A 22353-nucleotide genomic window follows, 5' to 3' on the forward strand; every position below is an offset into this window, starting at 1 on the left:
ATAAAGACCGGACTAAAGCGGGACGCCGCGTGCATGCTTTACGTTGCCGGGAGGCAAAGTTTAGCGCGTAGAATAGCGTCACTGCGAAGCACGGAAGCCGGTGAGAGCCCGGCGCGGTCGCGCCACTGTAATCGGCATTCACGAGCCGAAAGCCAGACCTGAGCTTCGCACCATCCCTCTTCAATCGACTATCGGGGCGCGTTACCCCCAGGAGATGTCAATTATGACCAACGCTGTTTTCGATTCCACGACACAGCCTGTCGCCCAACCCACGCCGATTCCGCTGCGTGAATTGCTGCCTTGGGTCGTGTTTGGCGGCTTGCTGCTGTTGCTCGCGCTGTATTTCGTTGGTGCGGAACAGGGTGCCACGTCGCTGGTGCCTGGCATGTATGTGCATGAATTCGTGCACGACGGCCGCCATCTGCTCGGCTTTCCCTGCCACTAACGGAGTCGAACATGGTTGGTAAATTGTTGGTACGCGGGATGCTTGCAGGCATCGCCGCGGGATTGCTCACGTTCGGCTTCGCGAGATTGGTGGGCGAACCGCAGGTCGACCAGGCGATTTCCTTCGAGGAAAAGGCCGACGCCGCCAAAGGCGAAGCGCCCGAATCCGAACTGGTGAGCCGCGGCACCCAGGCGGGCCTGGGATTGTTGACTGGCGTGGTCACGTACGGCGCCGCGTTCGGTGGCCTGTTCTCGCTGGTGTTCGCGTATGCGTATGGCCGCGTCGGCGCGCTGAGTGCGCGCGCGTTGTCCGCATGGCTCGCGCTTGGCGCGTTTATTGCGCTGGTGATCGTTCCGAACATCAAGTACCCGGCGAATCCCCCTTCGGTGGGCGACCCCGAGACGATCGGGACGCGGACCGGCTTGTTCTTCCTGATGATCGCGATCTCGCTGGCCGCAATGGTGTTCTCGCTGAAGGTTCGGCGCCGCGCGGCGCTGAAGCTGGGCGCGTGGAATGGCTCGATTGTGGCGGGCCTGGTGTTCGTCGTGATCATTGCTGCCGTGCAACTGTCGATGCCGACGATCAACGAAGTGCCGGCGGCTTTCCCGGCGGTGCTGCTGTGGAAGTTCCGCGTCGCGGCCATCGGCATGCAGGTGGTTATGTGGACGACAGTTGGGCTGCTGTTCGGCGCCCTCGTCGAGCGAAGCAAATTGCTGGCTCCCGCGAGCCGCAGCGCCGCGAAGTCCGCTTACCTTTGATGTGAATGGCGTGACCGCGCGAGCCGCGGTCACGCCGGCGTGCAGCGCGAGAGAAGTTAAATACATCAAGTACTTGGCGCGTTTGCAGGAATGTTATCCACAGGCTTGCGAACATTTTCTGTGGACAAGTTCCATGGCCGCATAACGTTATGCGAATCGCTTGGTTGCCCGAAGCCGGGGCAAATCCGACACACTCCAATCTCAAGCAAACCGAGCCTGGAGCCATGTCGAATACATCAAACCTGCGCCCATCATGGGCCACTCGCATCACGACACTTCTGCTGCTGGCCGCATCGGCAATAACGACGACAACGGCAATCGCAGCGCCACCTTCGGGCGATCCGATCCTGATAGGCGTCAGCGGCCCGCTGACCGGACAGAACGCTCAGTACGGCGCGCAATGGAAAGCCGGCTTCGATCTTGCATTGGATGAGATCAACAGCCACAACCGCATCAACGGCCGCCCGCTGAACTACGTCTTCGAGGACAGCCAGAGCGACCCGCGCCAGTCCATCACGATCGCGCAGAAATTCGTCAACGACCCGCGCATCCTGATCGAACTCGGCGACTTCTCCAGTCCGGCTTCGATGGCCGCCTCGCCGATTTATCAGCATGCCGGCCTCGTGCAACTCGGTTTCACCAACTCGCATCCTGACTTCACCAAAGGCGGCGACTACATCTGGAGCCCGTCAGTCAGCCAGGCCGACGCCCAGCCGCTGCTTGCCGACCTCGCCGTGAAAACGCTCGGCCTCAAGCGCATCGCCGTGCTCTATCTGAACACCGACTGGGGACGCACCAGCAAGGACGTCTTCGTCAAAGCCGCCAACGAACGCGGTGCGCAAGTCGTGGCGGCAGAGGGCTATCAGTCGGCCGAGAAAGATTTCCGCGCGACGCTGGTGCGCGTGAGCGCTGCGAATCCGGATGGCATCGTGTTGATCTCGTACTACTCCGACGGCGCGCAGATCGCCCGCCAGGCGCGCACAAGCGGTATCAACCTGCCGATCGCCGCAGCCAGTTCCGTGTATTCGCCGAAATTCCTCGAACTCGGCGGGACGGCTGTCAACGGTGTGGCGACGAACACCAGCTTCTTCCCTGGTGAATCCGGGCCTGAAGTGCAAAGCTTCGTCAAACGCTTCGAGGCGAAATACCACCGTGAGCCGGACGCTTTCAATGCTTATGCGTATGACGCTGTCATCATCGCCGCCTATGCGCTGCGCGCCGGCGGCCCCGACCGCAAAGCCGTGCGCGATGCGCTGCCGAAGCTGCATGACATTCCGAGCGTCGTGTTCGGCAAGGCCAATTTCGATCCGGCGACGCGTCGTGTGATCGGCGTGAAAAACATCAACGTGGTGGTGAAGAACGACAAGTGGGCGTTGCTTGAGAGTAAGGCGACGGTTGCCCAGAAGTAGGTATTTCGCTGTATGTCGAACGCTCCGAACATTCACAACATTCACGTCTTTTGTGCCATGAGCCTTTTACTCGACCACATTGTGATTCGCGTCCACGACCTGACGCAGACCATTGAAGATTTCACGGCGCTCGGTTTCACCGTGCAGCAAGGCGGTACCCATGCCGATGGCGTGACGCACAACGCGCTAATCGGTTTCGCCGACGGCAGTTACATCGAGCTGATCGCTTTCTTGCAGGCGGCGCCGCAGCGTCGCTGGTGGGATGTGGGGCAGCGTCATGGCGATGGATTTGTTGATTACGCGTTGTTGCCGTCGAGCGTGGGTGCTGTGATTGACGCCGCGCATGGGCGGGGCTTGCAATACGACGGGCCACAGGCAGGTGGGCGCGTCCGCCCGGACGGCGCGCGGCTCGAGTGGCAGACCGGCCGCCCGCAAACCAGCGACTTGCCATTCCTGTGCGGGGATATCACGCCGCGTGATCTGCGTGTGGCTGAAGGCGCAGTGCGTGAACATGCGAACGGTGTGCGAGGGGTGGCGAGCTTGACGGTCGCTGTGGAGGATTTGAAGGCGAGTTTGCAGCGGTATCGGGCGTTGCTTGGTTTTGCGGACGCGCGGACGGTGGCTTTGCCGGGGCTGGGGGCAGCGTCGGCGACGGTGTCGATTGGTGATGCGTCGGTTGTGTTGCTGAGCCCCGTGCATGTCGATGCCGCGAGTGTTACCCCCGAAGGCGCGGCGTTGCGCCGGCAACTCGCCACGCGTGGGGAAGGGGTGTTGGGTGTCGCTTTGCGCGCTGATGGTAAAGCGCAGTCGCGAGTGCTCGACCGTGATCGCACGCATGGCGCGTGGTTCGAGATCGTCGCGGGATGAGGGGAATCGCCTTTCGGCGCGCAGCGTGCAGCGCTTAGGAAGTTAAGTGGATCAAGTAGTTGGTGCTGTTGTGGGGTTGTTATCCACAGGCTTGCGAACATTTTCTGTGGACAAGTTCACAACAGCTACCGTCCCTTAACGCCGTGGGCAAACAGAATCCGAATCCCATCGCCGCTTACGCGCTCCTACGCCTAAGCGCCCAATTGAACGCGGGACCGGTCCGTGGCTTGGCGGCGCGTCCAGCCGGGACGGGTGGTCATCGTGTGGAGCGCAATCAGGTCGCGTCGTGGAAAATCACCCCGAGCGTGTGCCGGTGACCCGACCGCAGGCGGCTCACGCCGTGTCGCAGATTCACCCGATACACGCCGCGCGTGCCCTGCACCGGCCGGTGATGAACCGCAAACACCACTGCGTCGCCCTTGCCGAGCGGCACGACTTCCGTGCGCGACTGCATCCGCGGACGCTGCTCCGTCATGACGAACTCGCCGCCCGTGAAATCCTGGCCTGGCTCCGAAAGCAGAATCGCGACCTGAAGCGGGAACACGTGTTCGCCGTATAGATCCTGATGCAGGCGGTTGTAGTCGTCCTTGGCGTATTGAAGAATCAGGGGCGTTGGACGCAGCTGGCCGGCGGCGTGACAGCGCTCGATAAATTCGCCGTGGGCGACCGGATAGCGGACATCGATATTCATCGCCTCGTTCCAGCGATTCGCGACCGGCGCGAGGCGCGGATAAAGCTCGGCGCGCAACTTCGCCACCAGCTGCGGCAGCGGATACGCAAAGTACTTGTATTCACCACGACCGAAGCCATGGCGCGCCATCACGACGCGGCTGCGGTACAGATCGTCGCGCGGATAGAGCGCTGTCAGCGCGTCGCATTCCTGCGCACTGAGCAGATTGCGCAGCATCGCGCAGCCATATCCGTTCAGTTCTTCTTCGACATCGAACCAGTCGATCGCGTCGACGCGCTGCGTAAGCGAACCGGTGACGGTGCTGGCGCCTGACTCCCATGCGCCAGCGTGTTTCAGGTCGGGCTCGAACCCCAGTTCCAGTTCCAACTCCGGCGACTGTGAGTGCAGATCCTTCGCGACCGTATTCATGAGCATTCTCCGTAAGGCGATTCATCGAACCATGACCGAGTGTAAGCACACGCCCAAGGCCACGCACTCCGACTCTTGCTCTCCAATTCCCGTATCGTTATGGCCGAGCCGCTCCAATCCGCCGCGTGGGTGTCCGGAGCGTCTTAAGCAAAAGCGAAGGCCCGGTTCGAAAATGCAAACTTCGCGAAACCTGCCGCAAGGTTTATCGTAAGACCTATTTCGTCCAATCAGTGTGTTTGGAGACTTTGCCCATGTCTGCTTCCCTAGAGAAACTCGACGACTGGCTCAACAAGGAAGCGGTGACCGAAGACGACATCACCGCGTTTCCGCTGACGGCAATGGCCGCCACCCTGGACCGGGAAGAAAGTGGCGATACGGTGCCACCACTCTGGCACTGGCTGTACTTTCTGCCGATCGCGCCGCTGTCCGAGGTCGGTCCGGACGGTCATCCGAAGCGCGGTGACTTTTTGCCACCGGTGCCGTTGCCGCGCCGAATGTGGGCCGGTGGCCGCCTGACGTTCCATGCGCAGCTCAAAGTCGGCGAGCATGCGAAACGTACGTCGACCATCGCCAATATCGAAGACAAGACCGGCCGCTCGGGCCGTCTCGTGTTCGTGACGGTGCAGCACGCGATCGAAGTTGGTGGTGAACTGAAGCTCGAAGAAGAGCACGACATTGTCTATCGCGATGCGCCACAAGAGGGCGCCCGGCCACCGCAAGCGGCGCTCGCACCCGAGGGCGAAACGTGGACTCGTACGATCGATGCGGACGCTGTGATGTTGTTCCGCTACTCCGCGTTGACCTTCAACGGCCATCGCATTCACTACGACTACCCGTATGTGACCGAGGTGGAAGGCTATCCCGGGCTGATCGTGCACGGGCCGCTGATCGCGACACTCCTGGTTGATCTGGTGCGTCGTGAACAACCGGACGCGGTGGTGCAGAGCTTTGCGTTCAAGGCGTTGCGGCCTACCTTCGCTGGCCAGCCTTTTACGGTATGCGGCAAACCGGCTGCCGACGGTAGGACCGTCGACTTGTGGGCCAAAGACCACGAAGGTTATCTGACTATGCGGGCTACGGCCGCGCTTGCTTGAACTCTGGGAGAGTTGTTTGCGCGAACTACGCGGCAGGATTGGCCCAGGAGATTTGAGGGGCAATCATGAGACCAATGAACCGCTCTTCGATAACCTTGGCGGTCCTTTCCCCTGTCAATTCACCGCCTGGGTGACCGGCAACCCTGGCGGCAACCCCACCGGCGGTCCGCTATCCGGCAAACTGAACATCGCCATGGAACTGGGGCATTGAAATCCCCTCAGCACATCGCCCGTCAGTGGATTGGCGACACTGCCCGCACTCGCAATATCGAGCACGGCCTTGCGTCCGTCGAAATCGAACTCAACGCGTGTGCGGCCACGGGTCGCCGTATTGATCAGCGTCCCTTTGCTTAGCAGACGCAACAGCGCCCACGGGCCGTCGGTCGAAATCGTTGAGGTATCCGGACGAATGCGCGGGTTCGCTGTAATTTCCCCATGCGCACCGCCACGTGGCCCGGGCCAAGTTATGGAAAACGGCCGGACGGGGCCATGCTGGTATTGCTCGCTCTGACCGTCAATGTCGAGCACGAGTCCGGTGATCGTCGGGTCGAGTTCAGGGATGGTGATATCGGCTTTCCAGGCTAGTTTCTTCTGTCCTGGGTCTGTGAAAAACACATCCCTGATGGCCTTCGCACGCTCGAACGGCGCCAGACTCGGCCCCTGCACGGGCTCGGTTGCGCCTGGAAGCGTTTTGTAACGCCATCCGGCTCGCCGTGCTGTTCGCTCGGAGCCGGACAAAGCTGGCCGGCAGTGCTGGTTTCGCGGAGGGCATGGCTTTGCTGGCAAGCTGGCTCGACCTCTACCCCGACACGATCCATCCACAACTCGCGGTGGATGCGGATCGCGATGCTGCGTTAGAGATACGATCGAACGCACTCCAGGCGCTAACCGACGTCGATGGCCTGCTGTCGGATCTGCGGGAAATATTCCTCGTCAAGTCGACCGCTACGCGCCTGCAGGTCCGGGACGTGGAACGTGCATTTGCCCGACCACGCCCAGCCGACGCGCTTTCGCAGGACTCGGTGCGACAGCAACTGGACGATCTGCGCGCGCAGACTTGCGCAGTGTTGAGTGGATTCGATCAGGCGCTGGCGAGTTTCGAGGGCATCGAGACATGGTCCGAACTGCATCTGCATTCATTTGCCCCGGATCTGTCCGCGCTCGGTAACGTGCTGCGGCTGTTTGCGCGGCCAATTGAAAGCCTGGCCGCGCACGACGGCGTTCTGGAAGACGCAGCCGCTTGTGTAACGCAGGTCGGCGATATGGGTGCGCCACTCGACGTTACAACTACCGTACAGGTTGCGACAACGCCGCATGCAGCCGAGCCGGGCCAGCCCATGCGGAGCGCCTGCACGTCCGCGACTGATCGACTGATGGCTCTGGAGAAAATGCGCGAGGCACGGCATTGGTTCGAAACCCACGAGCCCAGCAGCCCAATTCCGGTGCTGCTACGGCGCGCAGAGCAGTTCGTGGGCAAGCGCTACGCGGAGGTGGTGCAGGCAATCCCGCCGGAGCTGCTCGTGCAGTGGGATTCCGAGGCGTGAAGGTCGTTTGCGAATTTCCAATAAGAAACGACTGAACAAGCCATACCGCGCTGCCGGGGTGTCGGCAGCCGTGGCCCACGACACCGCCCGACGCCCCGCCATCTCTACGGCGCACCAAGCTCACAAGCCCATCCAGCCCGATCCGCCACCCAACCCCGGGGCAAATACCCTTGCCGCCGCAAAATCCCGCGTGTATAGTTTCCGAACTTACTCTTGTTTCGCATCGGAAATTAAAGGGATTCTCATGGACGCTTCCACCATCCTCGCCGACCTCGGCATCGCCCACGCGGCGCAAGCCGGCGACATCGCGGTTCATTCGCCCATTACCGGTGAACTCATCGGCCGTGTGGCCAGCAACACAGTGGCGGAAGTCGACGCGGCCCTCGCCAATGCGAAAGAGGCATACACGGCCTGGCGCAACGTTCCGGCGCCGCGCCGCGGCGAACTGGTGCGCCTGCTCGGCAATCGTCTGCGTGAAAAGAAGCACGCACTAGGCAGCATCATCACGCTCGAAACCGGCAAGATCCTGCAGGAAGGCTTGGGCGAAGTGCAGGAAATGATCGACATCTGCGACTTCGCGGTCGGTCTGTCGCGCCAGTTGTACGGTCTGACGATCGCCTCGGAACGCCCCGGCCATCGTATGGCTGAAACGTGGCATCCGATGGGTACGTGCGTCGTCATTTCGGCGTTCAACTTTCCGGCCGCGGTGTGGTCGTGGAACGCGGCGCTGGCGCTGGTGTGCGGCAACGCAGTGATCTGGAAGCCGTCGGAAAAGACGCCGTTGACCGCGCTTGCCGTCAACCAGATTCTCAGCGAAACGCTGAAGGAATTCGGCGACGCGCCGGCCGGCCTGACCGCACTGATCAACGGTGGCCGCGATGTCGGCGCGAAACTGGTGGCGGACCCGCGTGCATCGATCGTCAGCGCGACGGGCAGCACGGAAATGGGTCGCACGGTCGGTGTTGAAGTGGCGAAGCGCTTCGGCCGCTCGCTGCTCGAGCTCGGTGGCAACAACGCGGGCATCGTCGCGCAAACGGCGGATCACGAACTCGCGATGCGCGGCATCCTGTTCTCGGCAGTGGGTACGGCGGGGCAGCGTTGCACGTCGCTGCGGCGTCTGTTCGTGCACGAGAGCGTGTACGACAAGACCATCGAACGTCTGAAGCAGTTGTATAGCAAGGTGCCGATCGGCAATCCGCTCGAAAAGGGCACGCTGATGGGACCGCTGATCGACAAGCAATCGTACGCTCGCATGCAGGAAGCGCTGCAGCAGGCTACGGCCGAAGGTGGCAAGGTGTTCGGCGGCGAGCGCGTCGAGGTGAAGGGCCATGAAGGCGGTTACTACGTGCGTCCGGCGATCGTCGAAATGCCGTCGCAAACGGCAGTGGTGCTGAAAGAAACCTTCGCCCCGATTCTTTACGTGCTGCGCTATTCGGATTTCGCAGATGCGGTCGAGGCAAACAATGCGGCGGTGCACGGTTTGTCGTCGTGCGTGTTCACGACCGATCTGCGCGAAGCTGAACGTTTCCTGTCCGACTCGGGCAGCGACTGCGGTATCGCTAACGTGAACATCGGACCGAGCGGCGCGGAAATCGGCGGCGCGTTCGGTGGCGAAAAGGAAACCGGCGGCGGTCGTGAGTCGGGTTCGGATGCGTGGAAGGCCTACATGCGCCGCGCGACCAACACGGTCAACTACTCGTCGGCGTTGCCGCTCGCGCAGGGCATCGACTTCAATATCGACTGATTCGGTCAGCAGCAATACAGCGATAAAGCAATCGATCAGTAGAGCATTCAGCAGAAAGCAGCGGCGCATTCACGCGCCGTTGTTCACAACTTCTTTCAGCAATTCGTTTGCGCCGCCCGCCGTTCCAGAGCGGCCACGCTACTCGTGGAGTAAGACGTGAGTTCCAAAGTCGTGATCGTCGGCGGTGGGGTGATCGGCAGCTCGATTGCGTATTTTCTGCGGCTCAATGATCCGTCGGTCAGCGTCACGGTGATCGAACGCGATCCGACGTATGCGCGCTCGTCGTCGGCGTTATCGGCGGCATCCATTCGCCAGCAATTCTCTACACCGCTTTCCATTCAGATGTCGCTATTTGGCATCGAGTTTCTGCGCTCGATCGGCGAGCGGCTCGAAATCGACGGCTCGAAGCCCTCGATCGATCTGCACGAAGGCGGCTATCTGTTTCTCGCCACGCCCGCCGGTGAGGCGACGCTGCGTGAGAATCACGCGCTGCAAAAGCGTCTTGGCGCCGATATCAGTTTGCTCGATAAAGACGCGTTGCAAGCGCGCTTTCCCTGGCTCAATACCGACGACCTCGTTGCCGGCGCTTTCGGCGAAAGCGGTGAGGGCTGGTTCGATGGTTACGGCCTCGTGCAGGCGCTGCGCAAGAAAGCGCAGGCGCTCGGCGCGCGCTACATTGCCGCCGACGTGACCGCGCTGCATCGCGACGGCAAGCATGTCACGCAAGTGCGAACCGCGGATGGTGAGGTCTACGCCTGCGATTTCGTAGTGAATGCGGCGGGCGCCTGGTCGCGCAAAGTCGCGCAGATGGCCGACATCGATCTTCCGGTGTTCGCGCGACGGCGCAGTATTTTCAATGTCACGTCGCCTGCGCGACTCGAACACTGTCCTTTGCTGATCGATCCCAGCGGCGTGTATTTCCGGCCTGAGGGCAACTCGTTCATTTGCGGTACATCGCCGTCAGCGGATAACGATCCCGACGATTTGCCGCTCGACGAAGTCGATCACGCACTATTCGACGACGTGATCTGGCCGACGCTCGCGCATCGCGTACCGCAATTCGAGGCGCTGCGCGTGCAGAACTGCTGGTCCGGCTACTACGAATACAACGTGCTCGATCAGAACGCAATCATCGGCTACCACCCGGACGTCGATAACTGCATTTTTGCCAATGGCTTTAGCGGGCACGGTTTGCAGCAGGGCCCGGCAACCGGCCGCGGTGTCAGCGAATTGATCCTTCATGGCCGCTATACGACGCTTGATCTTGGTTCGCTGAGTTTCACTCGTGTGCTCGAAAACCGGCCGATCGTCGAGAAGAACGTGGTTTAGCGCGCGCGTTCGAGGTGATGCGGAAAACGCAATACGTAGTGCGTAGATATCGTTTGCCGCCCACCCGGACGATGGCCACAATCGACGCGGATCTTCCATCGATGAAATAAGCGGCCCGTCACCATGTTCAAGTTCTATCCTGCATTCGAAGCGCCGACCGGTTCGCCGATCCGCGAGCTGTTCAAGTATCTGGCGCAACCCGGCATGATTTCGTTTGCCGGCGGCTATCCGGCGAGCGATCTGTTCGATCGCGAGGGTTTGGATGCGGCCGCCGCGCGTGCGTCGCAGCAGCCCACGCTCTGTCTACAATATGGCCCGACTGACGGCCTCGCCGTCCTCAAGGAACAACTCGCCCATTTGATGACGCGGCGCGGTACGCCGTGCACGCCGCAGGAATTGCTCGTCACGACGGGTTCGCAGCAAGGCTTCGATCTGCTGTTGCGCGTGATGGTCGCGCCGGGCGACGTGGTGCTGGTCGAACAGCCTGCCTATCCGGCGACCTTGCAGGCATTGAAGCTGCAGGAGGCGGACGTGGTGACGGTGCCGGTCGATCAGGACGGACTCGATGTCGCCGCGCTTGCCGCGTTGCTCGAAGCGGGCACATTAGCTCGCCCACCGAAGCTGCTCTACACCGTCCCGACCTTTGCCAATCCGACTGGCGCGACCTTGTCGCTCGAACGCCGCATGGCGTTGTTGAAGCTCGCGGCGCGTCATCATTTTCTGATCGTCGAAGACGATCCCTATGGCGATCTGCGTTTCAGCGGCGCGGCGCTGCCGTCGCTGCTCGCGTTGAGCGATCAGGTGCCCGGTTCACGCGACTGGGTCGTGCATTTTTCGAGTCTGTCGAAGATCGTCGCGCCGGGTTTGCGGGTCGGCTGGATGATCGCGCATGCGGAAATTTTGCGCCGTTGCGTGGTCGCCAAGCAGACCGTCGACCTGTGCAGTTCGCCGTGGACCCAGGCGATCGCCGCCGAATACCTCGCGAGTGGAGCGCTGGAGCGTCATCTGCCGAGGATCATCGACGCGTATGCCGTGAAGTGCCGCACGCTGTGCGATGCGCTCGATGAGCATCTGGGTGACGCCATCGCGTTTCATCGTCCTGCCGGCGGCATGTTCGTGTGGGCGCGATTGAAGGGCGGTCAGAATGCGTCCGACACGCTGCGCGCCTGTATCGAGCGCAATGTCATGTTCGTGCCGGGCGTCGCTTTCTATAAAGACAATATCGATTTGACGGCACTGCGCCTGTCATTTGCAGCGCCCGGTGTCGCCGAAATCGAAACCGGCGTGCAGAGAATGAAGCAGGCGCTCGCACTGTTTTGATGACAGCTAACGCGGCTAACATAATATTGGCGGTAAAGCAGTAAGGGCAATACATGAAATAACCCGGTGAGCACGTTGTGCGTAGCCGGGTTTTTTTATGCAGGTGCTAAGTCGCTGAGATTTAGCATAACCATCCCGATCCGGTAAAGAGGCATCAGGCCACGCCTAGCCGGACTACGCCAGCGGGCTCTCTTTTGCGCTGTTCAAGCCGGCAGCGGGCGCAAGCATCCCTTCCTTTGTATGCCGCCGCTTTCAGCCACCGTTTAACTCAAGCCGCTGCTTCAAACGAGCCCGCTTTCTAAAGATTTAATTTCGCTTGTTCAATATTTCCGTCAAACTCCTGAAACATGGCTGAATGTTAAATGGAGAGTCCCGCTGGTTTTGGGCTAAAAATATCGGTTATCATCGCTGCCTTCGGCGAATGATTTCGGTGAGTTAATTCATCGGCCATCCACGTTAATACCGTCGCATCGAACCAGAAAAAATCAGATGAAGATGTCGCGAAAAAAGATTGCAATCCTGGTAGTCGGTCTTCTGGTCGTGGCCGGCGTGGTCATTCAGGCGGTGTGGCGTCCCTTTGCGCACCGCAAAGCCGCCGGGATCAGCGAAATCGTGCTCGATATTCATCACCCGGATGCGGTGATCGACAGCGAAGCGCTTTCGCGTTTGCCGCGCGACATCTTGCGTGTGCCGCTGTTGCACGACGTGCTGACTCAGGATTTCGTCGACTATTACGAATCGAACGACACGCGGTTGTCCACGGAAGGCGCGCTGCGTCGTCTCGCGTTCGAACATCAACTCGACTGGCGTGATGAACTGATCCGCCGCGTATTCGACGAACCCGCGCATGTGCTGCTGTGGCGCTCGCCGGACGGCCGCCTCGGTTACTGGGTGATGTCGATACACCGCAACGGTCTGGCGAAGCTGCTGCAAAGCTTCGGCAACGTCGCCGCAAGCGATTCGCAGTTGAGCCAGGTCGCCAAACTCTCCGGCGACGTACCGGTCTACGCGTTGAAGCTGGCAGTTGGCCGCACGATTCTGTTCGCCACGAAGGACGACCGGCTTGTCGTGATGTCCGCCCCGGGCGTGCTGCTCGACGCGAAAGGCAGCTTGCTGGGCGAGCGAGCCGACGCCGTGTCCGAGATGCTTTCTTCCGGCCGCGACGATGCGGCGCGCGCCTATCAACTGGACGCGCCGGGCGATGCGCCGAAGGGACACCGGCTAGTGGTGTCGGCCAACTATTTGTCGTTTGGTTATCAGGCGTTTTTCTCCGGTATCGACGCGCTGCGATTCGATTTTTCGCCGAACGGCAGTGCTGCGGCGAACTGGCAGACTTCCGCTTTGATCGAGCCGGGCAAGTTGCCGCAGGCCTGGAATAGCGCCGACTTGTGGCGCGCCTTGCCGGCCAATCCGGCTGCATGCACGAGCTTGCCGGCGGACTGGAAGGGAGCGTCGGACTTGTTGGGCAAGGTGGCCGATGTGGGCGCGGATGGCGCTGCTGCGATCGGCGATCAGCTCACCGGTCCCGCGGCCGTCTGCTGGTATGCGAAGTCCACATTGGTTGCGCCGGTGTTCGTCGCTCGCGTGAAGACGCAGGACGCGGCGAGCATCGCTGCACTGCAGACCGCGCTCGGCAAGACCTTTGGCGACGTGATCGGCGCGTATGAGGCGAAGGCCGCCAAATCCGGCGACGCTGATTCGGGCTATCGTCGCTTGCCGGTCACGAAGCATGATCAGGGCGCCGGCGTTACCGTGTGGCAACGGCCGGTCAGCGCGCTCTCCGGTACGGCGCTGTCCAGCAAGGCGTCGTTTGCATCGCAACTGTCGGCGGAGCGCTATTTCCCGGTGACGCTCGCGCTGGCGCATGGTTATCTAATTTTCTCCCCTGATTCACGTCTAGTCGACGACACGCTCGCCGTGCTCGACAAGCGTTATCCGGCGCTGGCCGATACGCTCGCGCCGCAGCGTCTGCCACGCACGATTCTCACGCTGACACCTTCGTCCGCGGCTGCGTTGATCGAACGCGAAGCGGGCGCGGCGTTGCCGGCGGACCAGGAAGCGGTGTTCCGCAATGCGTCGCGCACCCATCTCGTGCCGAAGCTGCATGCGCTGGCACATTACCCGCCGGTTTCGTTGACGCTGCCGCAGAACTTGCCGGGGTCGACAGGTTGGGTCCCGGTGGAGTGGTGGTTCGATCGCGCGAAGGCGGGTGCGGATTCCGGCGCCACCGCGGGAGTAGCAGACTCGCCTGCAGATCAGCCCGGCACCGAGGGCGACTAAGTGCGCCGCCTTCACGTCCCCGACGTGGCATTCGCGACGAGTGCGTGCACGTCACGCCGCATCTGGCTCGCGCGCGCTGCGTCAGCGCTCGTCATGGCCAGCCTCGCGCCGTACGCGAACGCGCTCACCAGCACAACCGCGTCGCCCGACCCCGACGCGCTCTCGCCACAGCAATCCGCCGCATTTCGTGCGTGGTTCGTGCGCATCGTCGATCAGCAAATGCGCCGCGGCCCGACGCCGCGCTGGACGCAGCGCGATTGCGCAGGCCTCGTGCGCTTTGCCGTCGGCGAGACGCTCAAGCCGCATGACACCAAATGGTTGCGCGCGAACGGCATGACCAGTCTCACGGACACCAGCAGCATGCCGCCCGAATTGCAACTGTCCACGTCGCAACGCGGAATCGCGAATCGTTGGACGCGGCTCGACGGTTCCACCGGCGCGTATGCGTCGGCGATCGCACTGATTCAACGCAATAGCCGTTTTGTTTCGAAGGACGTGAACCAGGCGCTGCCTGGCGACCTGTTGTTCTTCGACCAGGGCGACGACCAGCATCTGATGATCTGGCTGGATCGCTACATCGCTTATCACACAGGCACCGTTACGCCGACCGATACCGGTCTGCGCGCCGTGGCCGTCTCCGACCTGATGCAATGGAAAGATTCCCGCTGGCAGCCGCTCGACGGCAATCCGAATTTCGTTGGCGTGTTTCGTTTGGACTTTCTCACACCATGACCCGAATGAACTCCGTCACCGCGTCGCGCGCCTGGCTCGGCAACCTGAAACGCCGCGCAGGCTTCACCGTGGTCGCGCTCTTTGCGGCCCTGACGCTCGCCATCGCACCAACGGCCTATGCCGACGACGTCGCCTCGAGCAGCGCCGCCGACACCAACATCGCCGCGAACCCGACGCTGCAGACAGCGCCATCGAGCAACTTCGCGTCGCAGAAGGTCGACGGCCAGCCGTTCTTCCTGCTCTCGGATGCGAGCTTCGGCAGCGATCAGTTGGCGCAGGTGCGTCTCGAAGCGCCCGGGCGCGAGTTCAAGGATGCGCTGCAAGCGTATGGCGGTGCGGATATCGTCGTGTATCGCGTGCCGAAGCCGCTGGACTTTTTGAAGGCGCAGAAGAATCTGCATCGCCTGAACGTCGCGCCGAATTATCAGGGCGAAGGGCTGGCAAATACGCTGGCCTATCTGTGGGACCGCTGGTTCACCGAAGCGCGCCGCGCCTGGCAACGTGTGCTGTCGTTCGCGACGCGAAGCAAGGCAACCGAAGCCGAGCCTCAATTCAAGCTCGGCGAGCAGACCGGCAAACAGACGCAATTCCAGCGGAACTCGCAGTTCGCGCCGCTGAAGGGCTATGACATGGTCGCGCGCTTTCGCTATCCGATTTGGGACGCGAAGGTGATCGAGCCGCCGAAGGGTGTCAATCTCGAAGGCAGCAGCAGTAACTTCATCGAAGCGAGTTCGGGCAACGTGATGATTCCGGTGGGCAAGCTGCCGCCGGGGCTGTATATCGTCGAGGCGGTGATCGGCAACTATCGCGCGCATACCTTGCTGTTCGTATCGGACACGGTTGCGGTTGTGAAAGCGGCATCGAGTGGCATGCTGGTGTGGACCACCCGGCGCGATAACGGCAAGCCGGTGGCGAATACTGACGTGAACTGGACCGACGGCGTAGGTGTGCTGCAAAGCGGCGCCACCGGCAGCGACGGCGCACTGGTGCTGCAACACGTGAGCCCTGAGCGCAGTTACGTGCTCGGCACCGATCCGCAAGGCGGCGTATTCGTTTCGGAGAATTTCTACTACGACAGCGAGATCTACAACACCAAGATCTACGCGGTGACCGATCGTCCGATGTACCGGCCGGGCGACGCAGTGCATGTGAAGTTCATCGGCCGCACGTTCCAGAACGCGACGCAATCCACCGCGCCTGCAGAAGCCGATATCAAGCTCGACGTGCTCGATCCGAACGGCGCACCGGTGGCGACCAGCAAGGTGCATTTTGCTTCCGATACGGGCGCGGACGCGTCCTTCACGTTGCCCGCCGATGCTACCGCCGGTGGCTATACGCTGCGCTTCGATTACAACGGCGATGTATACGGCAGCGCATTTCGCGTCGCCGAATATGTGAAGCCGCATTTCGACGTCAACCTGTCGATGGATAAAACCGACTATGCGACGGGCGAGCAACTGAAGGGCAAGATCCAGTTGCGCTATCCGGATGGCAAGCCGGTCCGCGACAGCAAGGTTTCGGTTACGCTGCGCGCGCAGAAAGTGACGATCGTCGATGGTGAACTGCGCTACGCAGGGCTGTTTCCGGTCAAGCTGGAACAGCAGGAACTCACAACCGATAGCGACGGCAATGCAAGCCTCACGCTGCCCGCTGCAAAAGAACCGAGCCGTTATGCGTTGACCCTGTTCGCGCAGGACGGCGCGGCCTACAAGGTACGTGTGACGCGTGAGGTGCTGATCGCGCGCGGCGCGACGCCTTATCGCTTGTCAACGGCCAAGTCGTTTTCGCAGCCGAAGGAAGCGGTCAAGTTCGATCTGCAGGCGCTCGGCACGATCGATCCGTCTTCGCGTGCGCCGGCCAAGTGGGAATGGACACGCCTTGAATCGCAGACTCATGGAGAAGGCGCAATCAAGGGAGCAACGGCGGGCGGCAAGCTGTCGTTCCCGGTGCAATTCGACGAACCGGGTTCGTACATGCTGTCGGTCAAGGACGACACCGGCAATCTGCTCGCCGCCGCGAGCCATTGGGTGGCGGGCGATGGCCTGAAGGCGATTCCGGGCAGCGTCGAGATCGTGTTCGATCGCGACAGGTACAAGATCGGCGATACCGCCGAGGCGCTGATTACCTTCCCGATGCCGGTCGACGATGCCCTCCTGACGCTGGAGCGCGACAACGTCGAACATCGCGCGTTGCTGACGGCCGGCGGCGACTGGCTGCAGTTGCAACGCGTGGCGCCTTCGCAATGGAAGGCGCGCATCAAGGTCGGCGAAGCATTCGCGCCGAACATGACGTTCTCGGTGCTGTACGTGCATGCCGGCGAATACGTGTTCCAGAACGCGGGCATCGTCGTCGCGCAACCGCAGATCGAACTGAATGTGAAGAGCGACAAGCCGGTGTACGGTCCCGGCGATACGGTCACGCTCAGCTTCGACAGCGCGCTGAACGGCAAGCCGGAAGCGGCGAATCTGACGGTTAGCGTGGTCGATGAAATGGTCTACGTGCTGCAGCCGGAAATCGCACCGAATATCGTCGACTTTTTCTATCATCCGCGTCGCAACAATGTGCGGACGTCGTCGAGCCTGTCGTTCATTACGTACGACCTTGCGCGCTCGCCGTTGAAGGGCGCACCGGGCGGTCCGCAACGCGCCAACTACAACGAGCGCGGTGTGAAGGTGCTCGAACGGCCGCGTCGTGACGATCAGGACACGGCCGCGTGGGAAGGTACGCTGAAGACCGACGCGAATGGCCACGCCACCATGACCTTCAAGATGCCGGACTCGCTGGCCCGCTGGCGCGTCACCGTGCGCGCGGCGGCGCCGGACGGCATGGTCGGACAACGTACCGCGTATGTGCGTTCGGACAAGGCGCTGTATCTAAAGTGGAGTGGGCCTTCGCATTTCCGCGTCAACGATCAGCCGGCCATCGACATGATCGCCTTCAATCAGACCGACGCGGATATGGACGCCGAGTGGGTGGTCGACGGCGGCGGTCTCTCGTTGAACCAGAAGGTCACGCTCAAGCGCGGCGCGAACTACCTGCGTTTGCCGACCGGTGCGTTGAAGGCGGGTGTGATCAACGCGAGCTTGCGTCGGGCGGGTAAGGATGTGGATCGCTTGCAGACCACCATCCGGCTCGATGCGAGCGGCTGGCTCGATCTGCATCAGAACACAGTGGCGCTCGACGGCTCGAACAAGCCGCTCAATCCGCCGCAAGATGCGCAGGACGTCAGCGTGCGCTTCATCGGCAGTGCCGCGAGCCAATTTGCACGTGTCGCCGACGATCTGATCAACTATCCGTACGGATGCGCCGAGCAGACGTCGAGCCGCCTGATTCCTTTGGCGCTCGCACACGATGCGATCGGCCGCGGCCTCGGTGGTGACAGCGGCGCCAGTTCGACGCAGGGGCTCGAAGCGCTGTTGCGCAATCAGCGGCAACGTCTGGCGATGTTGGCGGGTGTCGGCGGCACGTTCGGCTGGTGGGGCGATACGACCGGCGGCAGTTCGCTGATCACGACCTACGCGTACTACGCGGACTGGCTCGCGAGCCGCAGCCTCGGCATTACGCTGCCCGCCGACAACTGGCAGCATGCAATGGACGTCTATCGCGATGCCGGTGCGAAAGAGCCGCTGCTGCATCGCGCGTTGGCGCTGTGGTTCATGCAGCAGATGGGCCTGCCGGTCGCGACGCCGGTGTCGGGTGTTGCGGCGGACTTGCAGAGCGATGCAGCGGCCTCGGCCAATGCTTCCACTCCTGCGCGCAACGGCACGTATGGCGCGTCGGACAGCATCGTGTTCGCGCAAGCCGATTCGCCGCGTGGCAAGCAGACGGCGACGCTGCTGGTCGCCAATATGGCGCGTAGCACGAGTGCTCAACTGCCGGACGGCTTTGATGCAGCGGCGAGTGCCGCACGCACGGCATTGGTCAACGATCCCGCACCGCTCGTGCAAAGCCTGCTTTACATGACAGGTGGCGACGGCGGCGCGGCGATCGATGCATCGGCCTTGCTCGCGAAGAGCAGCGCCGACTACCCGACGCTCGATCGCGCACTGACGTTGCTGTGGGTGCGTAAAGCGCTAGGTGGCGACACGGCGCCGGCTTCGTTGCCGTTGCTGCAAGGTGCGGGTTGGACGCGCGCTGCGACGCCGACTGGCACGCCGCTGTGGAAGTGGACCGGCGCTGCTTTGCCTGCCACGCTCGATGCAGGCAGCGCGCGCACCGACGTGAACGCGCTGGTTGCGTTCCGCAGTCATACGAGCGAGGACAGCCGACTGAACATCACCGTCGAACGTCGTTTCTACAAGCTGGAGCCGCTCGAAGTGAAGGTCGACCCGAAGAAGGCGGGGGCCGCCGAGAGCCAACTGGGTCGCTCGGCATTTACTGCGCGCCTGGTAAAGCCAGGCGATGCGATCGACAGCAATGCGCTGTACGTCGACGAAGTCACGCTCACACCGCGCTCCGGCAATGCGTACCACTACGGTCTGCTCGACGTGCCGCTGCCGCCGGGCGGCGATGTGGAGGCGACAAGCTGGGGCGTGTCGATTGACGGGTTGCCGGGCGAGAAGGAAGGGGTAAGCGGTCCGCAGCCGTTTGCGCGTGCCGCTTCGTATGAGATGGGCGAGCTGGCCTATCACCAGCCGGTGCCTTTGCTCGATCGTCCAGTGAGGCTGCGGCAACTGGTGCGCTTTGCATTGCCGGGCACGTTCGCGTTGCCGCCTGCGCGCTACTTCCGCATGTATCAGCCGGACGCCAAGGCGTTCGAAGGCGGCAAGAGCGATCGCATGACGACTCTGCGTATTCAGTAAGCGAGACCGCTATGTTCTCCGCTCTTCGGCACTCGCGCGATCGTCTGGCAGCTACGCTGCGGATTGCGCTCGCTGTGGGAGTGGGGTGTGTTTTGAGTGGCGCGGGTGTGGCAGCGACTGCGGCGATGGCATTGTCGACTGCGTCACTAGCTGCGGTGGCAAGCTCGGCGCCGAACGCGTCGTCAAGGTCGGCGACGAGCTCATCGCTAAATGTGCCGTCAACGTCGTCGCCAAGCTCATTGCCAGGATCGGCGTCAACCATATCGCCAACCTCGCCGTCAGCCGCACCACCGGTAAACATGCTGCGCTTCGCCTGGTTGCGCGACGGTCAATCGCAGCTTTGGCAATTCAACGCCGGCGGCGGCGCGGACGGCCTCGCGCCGCAGTCGGCGAGTCCCTTGCCCGCGACGCTGGAGACGCCGCTCGGCAGCGTGTGGAAGCTGTTCGTCTACGGTTATCTGGTCGATCGCAATATCGCCACGCCGGATTACACCTGCAGCGGCGGTGATCCTGAAGAAGTGTATTGCTGCATGACGGGCGGTCACATCGACCGCGAACATGCGCTGGTGCAATCGTGCGGACGCTTTTTCGAGCCCGCACGCCTGCAACTCGATCCCGCCGATTGGCGCAAGTATTGGACCGCCGCGCATGCACCCGCGTGGCTACGCGACCTTCACGCGATGACACCGACGCACCGCGTGCCCGTGACCGACCTGCTCGCTGCATTGCAGGCGATGCCAGCCAAGCCGCGCGAAGCGGCGGCGAGTACGCTGGTGTCGGTGCTGACGAGCGGGCGCGGCGAAGGCACCGTGTCGCTATATGGCAGCCTGCTGCGCGCCAAAACCTGGACGATGCCGGATCCCGCGCGGCCCGGCGCCTCGATCGGCGGCGCGGCAGGCTGGCTCGCCGATGGCACGCCGGTGTGGCTCGGCGGCGCCGGCGGCAGCGCGCGCGTGCTGGCGGCCGCCGCGCCGCGCATCGCGCCGTTGCTCACACAAGTCGCTGTACCGGACGACAACGCGTGCGTGCTGGTCGACTTCTTCAGCCGTTATCCGATTCGCCAGGTGCTCGGCGACAAAGGTCCGGCTGCGGTACCGGACGGCCCGTTGCGTGGCGAGTTCCGGATCGGCTTCGTCAATGGCAACTGGGCACGTGTGGAAAGTCGAGGCGAACTGCGGCTCGATCGCGACGCTGCAGGCGCACCGCAAGTAGTCGGCCGTTTCGGTATGAACGACTACGTCGCGCGAGTGGTCGAGCGGGAGGGCGACACGAGCCAACCGGAAGCGGCCAAGGCGTTGGCGGTAGCGGCGCGGTCCTACGTCGTGCAGCACGGCAATCACGATCATGGCTGTTTCCGTATCGATGACAGCAGCAACACGCAGCGCGTCCTGCCGCGCGTGCCGACTGCCGCCGCGCGTCGTGCCGCGGATCTGACCGATGCGCTGGTGCTCACCGGCGTGCCGGTTCAGTATCACCACGACAAGGCCGCGCCCGGTCAGATGAGCTGGCTCGCCGCGAAGGCGTCCGCGCAAACCGGCCTCACGTTCGACACCATTCTCTCGCGCACCTGGCCGCAAGCGACCTTGACGTCGTTCGAGAGCCCCTTGTCCGGCGATTGCATCCAGGTGGCTGGCGCCCAGCAATGGCTGCAACGCAACGCGCCGTTGTGGGCGCGGCGTATGGACGGCGCGCCCGGCTACGAGACGCCCGATCTGCCTGCTGTGTGCGCGGTGCGCGAAGGTCGGCCGTATGCCGATGCGCAGCGCAATCGCGTGTACGTGTATCGCTTGCAGACCGAAGAAGACCGTATCGCGCTGGCGCATGAATATATTCACCTCGCGTTCCAGCATCATCCGCGTGGGCTCGATGAAGAATTCGTCGAACGTACCGCGCGCACGCTGATCCGTACCGACAATCCGATCCAATGAACACCGTCTCGCGCTCGCTTTCCGCCGTGTTCCGCGCGCTTCCTGTGATGCGCCACGTTCGAATTCCTGCGGCCATTGCCTTGGCGCCTCTTATGCAGTGCGTTCGAGTTTGCGTTCGCGTGGCTGTTACCTTGCCACCTCTTGCGCGCGGTGTTCGTTTTCACATGGCAATTGCTGTGGCCTCGGCTGCGTTGGCGGCGAGTATGGTGACGAACGTGCAAGCCGCCGGCGCGGACGGCAATGGCGGAGCGCTCGCCGACCTCACCGGCGCGTTCGGCGGCTGGCGCCACAGTGGGCTGACGAACGAAGGCGAGCACTTCGTCGCGGCGTATCCCCGGCCGCCGGTCGACCGTGGCGCGCAACGCTATCGCACGCTGATCGAAGGGCGCCTGAAGCACATCGACAAACACGCGCGCAAGCCGCCCACGCTGGTCGTCAACGGCAATCCAACGCCGCTCTATACCGACGACGAAGGCGCATTCGCACGCCCGTGGGCATTCGGCGCAGGCTCGAACAGCATCGAGTTGATTTCCGCCGACGGCAAGCAGCGCCAGCGCATGCAGTTCTACGAAGCCGACCGCAGCAAGCCGCAGGCGAAGCTGCGCGCGATCGTCACGTGGGATGATCCGAAAGCGCAGGTGGATCTGCACGTGATCACGCCGGACGGTCTGCACGCGTTCTTCGCCAATCCGACTCTCGAAGACGGTAGCGGCTTCGATGTCGATTCGGTGGACGGCGCGGGGCCGGGGATATTTTCGTCGGCGGCACCCGAGCACGGTACATGGCTGTTCTTTCTGAACTACTGGGGCAACTTCGATTCGACCGGCTACAACTTCGACGCCGCCGCGCACGAGCGCGACGTGATTACCGCGACGTTGACGCTGGTGTTCAATGAAAACACGCCGAACGAGCGGCGTGAAACGATGGTCGTGCCGCTGCGTAAGATCGGCGACCTGCAGCTCGTGAAAAGCGAGCGACTCTGACAGCGGGATGGGAGCAGTG

At 62.5% G+C, this 22353-nt stretch carries 15 protein-coding genes, 1 pseudogene and 1 riboswitch; of the genes and pseudogenes, 14 read left to right on the forward strand and 2 right to left on the reverse strand.

Features of this window, described 5'->3' with window-relative positions:
• Window positions 1–82: 82 nt before the first annotated feature.
• Window positions 83–170, forward strand: a riboswitch (adenosylcobalamin (AdoCbl) riboswitch).
• A 53-nt stretch (window positions 171–223) separates the two neighbouring features.
• The 4 genes from P3T25_RS34690 (at window position 224) to P3T25_RS34705 (ending at window position 3479) form a co-directional block, all read left to right on the forward strand.
• Complete coding sequence (locus tag P3T25_RS34690; protein WP_154557807.1) at window positions 224–445, forward strand: CbtB domain-containing protein; 222 nt, start codon at window positions 224–226, stop codon at window positions 443–445.
• Window positions 446–456: 11 nt separating this feature from the next.
• Window positions 457–1203, forward strand: coding sequence for a CbtA family protein (locus tag P3T25_RS34695; RefSeq protein WP_154557806.1), 747 nt, complete (start codon window positions 457–459; stop codon window positions 1201–1203).
• 224 nt (window positions 1204–1427) lie between these two features.
• A complete protein-coding gene (locus tag P3T25_RS34700; protein ID WP_429361511.1) occupies window positions 1428–2612 on the forward strand; it encodes an ABC transporter substrate-binding protein in 1185 nt (394 codons plus the stop codon).
• A 57-nt stretch (window positions 2613–2669) separates the two neighbouring features.
• A complete protein-coding gene (locus P3T25_RS34705) occupies window positions 2670–3479 on the forward strand; it encodes a VOC family protein (protein ID WP_154557804.1) in 810 nt (269 codons plus the stop codon).
• Window positions 3480–3753: 274 nt separating this feature from the next.
• Here P3T25_RS34705 and P3T25_RS34710 read toward each other — a convergent pair whose 3' ends face one another.
• Window positions 3754–4578 (reverse strand): 2OG-Fe(II) oxygenase, encoded by an 825-nt coding sequence (locus tag P3T25_RS34710; protein WP_429361513.1) that lies wholly within the window; start codon window positions 4576–4578, stop codon window positions 3754–3756.
• 251 nt (window positions 4579–4829) lie between these two features.
• On the opposite strand from P3T25_RS34710, the gene P3T25_RS34715 reads away from it, so the two are divergent.
• On the forward strand, window positions 4830–5672 hold the full coding sequence (locus P3T25_RS34715; RefSeq protein ID WP_154557802.1) for an FAS1-like dehydratase domain-containing protein: 843 nt from the start codon (window positions 4830–4832) through the stop codon (window positions 5670–5672).
• 114 nt (window positions 5673–5786) lie between these two features.
• Here the strand turns inward: P3T25_RS34715 and P3T25_RS34720 are convergent.
• Window positions 5787–6374 (reverse strand): annotated as a pseudogene (locus tag P3T25_RS34720) (type VI secretion IcmF C-terminal domain-containing protein); the annotation flags it as partial.
• 11 nt (window positions 6375–6385) lie between these two features.
• Between P3T25_RS34720 and P3T25_RS34725 the strand changes: the two are divergent.
• The 9 genes from P3T25_RS34725 to P3T25_RS34765 all read left to right on the forward strand — a co-directional run bounded on the left by P3T25_RS34725 (window position 6386) and on the right by P3T25_RS34765 (window position 22334).
• Entirely contained in the window at window positions 6386–7216 is an 831-nt protein-coding gene (locus tag P3T25_RS34725) for an ImpA family type VI secretion system protein (RefSeq protein WP_325099678.1), read from the forward strand.
• A 244-nt stretch (window positions 7217–7460) separates the two neighbouring features.
• Window positions 7461–8960, forward strand: a complete 1500-nt coding sequence (gene amaB, locus P3T25_RS34730) for an L-piperidine-6-carboxylate dehydrogenase (protein ID WP_429361515.1) — start codon at window positions 7461–7463, stop codon at window positions 8958–8960.
• 156 nt (window positions 8961–9116) lie between these two features.
• Window positions 9117–10289: an NAD(P)/FAD-dependent oxidoreductase gene (locus P3T25_RS34735; RefSeq protein WP_168435508.1), complete on the forward strand. Its 1173-nt coding sequence runs from the start codon at window positions 9117–9119 to the stop codon at window positions 10287–10289.
• A gap of 123 nt (window positions 10290–10412) precedes the next feature.
• Window positions 10413–11609 (forward strand): PLP-dependent aminotransferase family protein, encoded by a 1197-nt coding sequence (locus P3T25_RS34740; RefSeq protein ID WP_429361517.1) that lies wholly within the window; start codon window positions 10413–10415, stop codon window positions 11607–11609.
• 489 nt (window positions 11610–12098) lie between these two features.
• On the forward strand, window positions 12099–13889 hold the full coding sequence (locus P3T25_RS34745) for a DUF2138 domain-containing protein (protein WP_429361519.1): 1791 nt from the start codon (window positions 12099–12101) through the stop codon (window positions 13887–13889).
• Window positions 13890–14621, forward strand: a complete 732-nt coding sequence (locus P3T25_RS34750; RefSeq protein WP_408382072.1) for a DUF1175 domain-containing protein — start codon at window positions 13890–13892, stop codon at window positions 14619–14621.
• Window positions 14622–14626: 5 nt separating this feature from the next.
• Window positions 14627–19423 carry an alpha-2-macroglobulin family protein gene (locus P3T25_RS34755; RefSeq protein ID WP_429361535.1) on the forward strand — a complete coding sequence of 1599 codons (4797 nt, stop codon included), beginning with the start codon at window positions 14627–14629 and terminating at the stop codon, window positions 19421–19423.
• An 11-nt stretch (window positions 19424–19434) separates the two neighbouring features.
• Entirely contained in the window at window positions 19435–21351 is a 1917-nt protein-coding gene (locus P3T25_RS34760; protein WP_429361522.1) for a DUF2300 domain-containing protein, read from the forward strand.
• Between the two features lie 203 nt (window positions 21352–21554).
• A complete protein-coding gene (locus P3T25_RS34765) occupies window positions 21555–22334 on the forward strand; it encodes a YfaP family protein (protein WP_171925887.1) in 780 nt (259 codons plus the stop codon).
• The last annotated feature ends 19 nt before the right edge of the window (window positions 22335–22353 follow it).

Source organism: Paraburkholderia sp. GAS32, from assembly GCF_050434225.1.
Taxonomy (GTDB): domain Bacteria; phylum Pseudomonadota; class Gammaproteobacteria; order Burkholderiales; family Burkholderiaceae; genus Paraburkholderia; species Paraburkholderia madseniana.

Bases quoted from the DNA above. Each gene is read 5' to 3' on its own strand.
- P3T25_RS34690 (WP_154557807.1), top strand. From the start codon at position 224: ATGACCAACGCTGTTTTCGATTCCACGACACAGCCTGTCGCCCAACCC.
- P3T25_RS34740 (WP_429361517.1), top strand. From the start codon at position 10,413: ATGTTCAAGTTCTATCCTGCATTCGAAGCGCCGACCGGTTCGCCGATC.
- amaB (WP_429361515.1), top strand. From the start codon at position 7,461: ATGGACGCTTCCACCATCCTCGCCGACCTCGGCATCGCCCACGCGGCG.
- P3T25_RS34745 (WP_429361519.1), top strand. From the start codon at position 12,099: ATGAAGATGTCGCGAAAAAAGATTGCAATCCTGGTAGTCGGTCTTCTG.
- P3T25_RS34715 (WP_154557802.1), top strand. From the start codon at position 4,830: ATGTCTGCTTCCCTAGAGAAACTCGACGACTGGCTCAACAAGGAAGCG.
- P3T25_RS34705 (WP_154557804.1), top strand. From the start codon at position 2,670: ATGAGCCTTTTACTCGACCACATTGTGATTCGCGTCCACGACCTGACG.
- P3T25_RS34760 (WP_429361522.1), top strand. From the start codon at position 19,435: ATGTTCTCCGCTCTTCGGCACTCGCGCGATCGTCTGGCAGCTACGCTG.
- P3T25_RS34755 (WP_429361535.1), top strand. From the start codon at position 14,627: ATGAACTCCGTCACCGCGTCGCGCGCCTGGCTCGGCAACCTGAAACGC.
- P3T25_RS34765 (WP_171925887.1), top strand. From the start codon at position 21,555: ATGGTGACGAACGTGCAAGCCGCCGGCGCGGACGGCAATGGCGGAGCG.
- P3T25_RS34700 (WP_429361511.1), top strand. From the start codon at position 1,428: ATGTCGAATACATCAAACCTGCGCCCATCATGGGCCACTCGCATCACG.
- P3T25_RS34695 (WP_154557806.1), top strand. From the start codon at position 457: ATGGTTGGTAAATTGTTGGTACGCGGGATGCTTGCAGGCATCGCCGCG.
- P3T25_RS34710 (WP_429361513.1), bottom strand. From the start codon at position 4,578: ATGAATACGGTCGCGAAGGATCTGCACTCACAGTCGCCGGAGTTGGAA.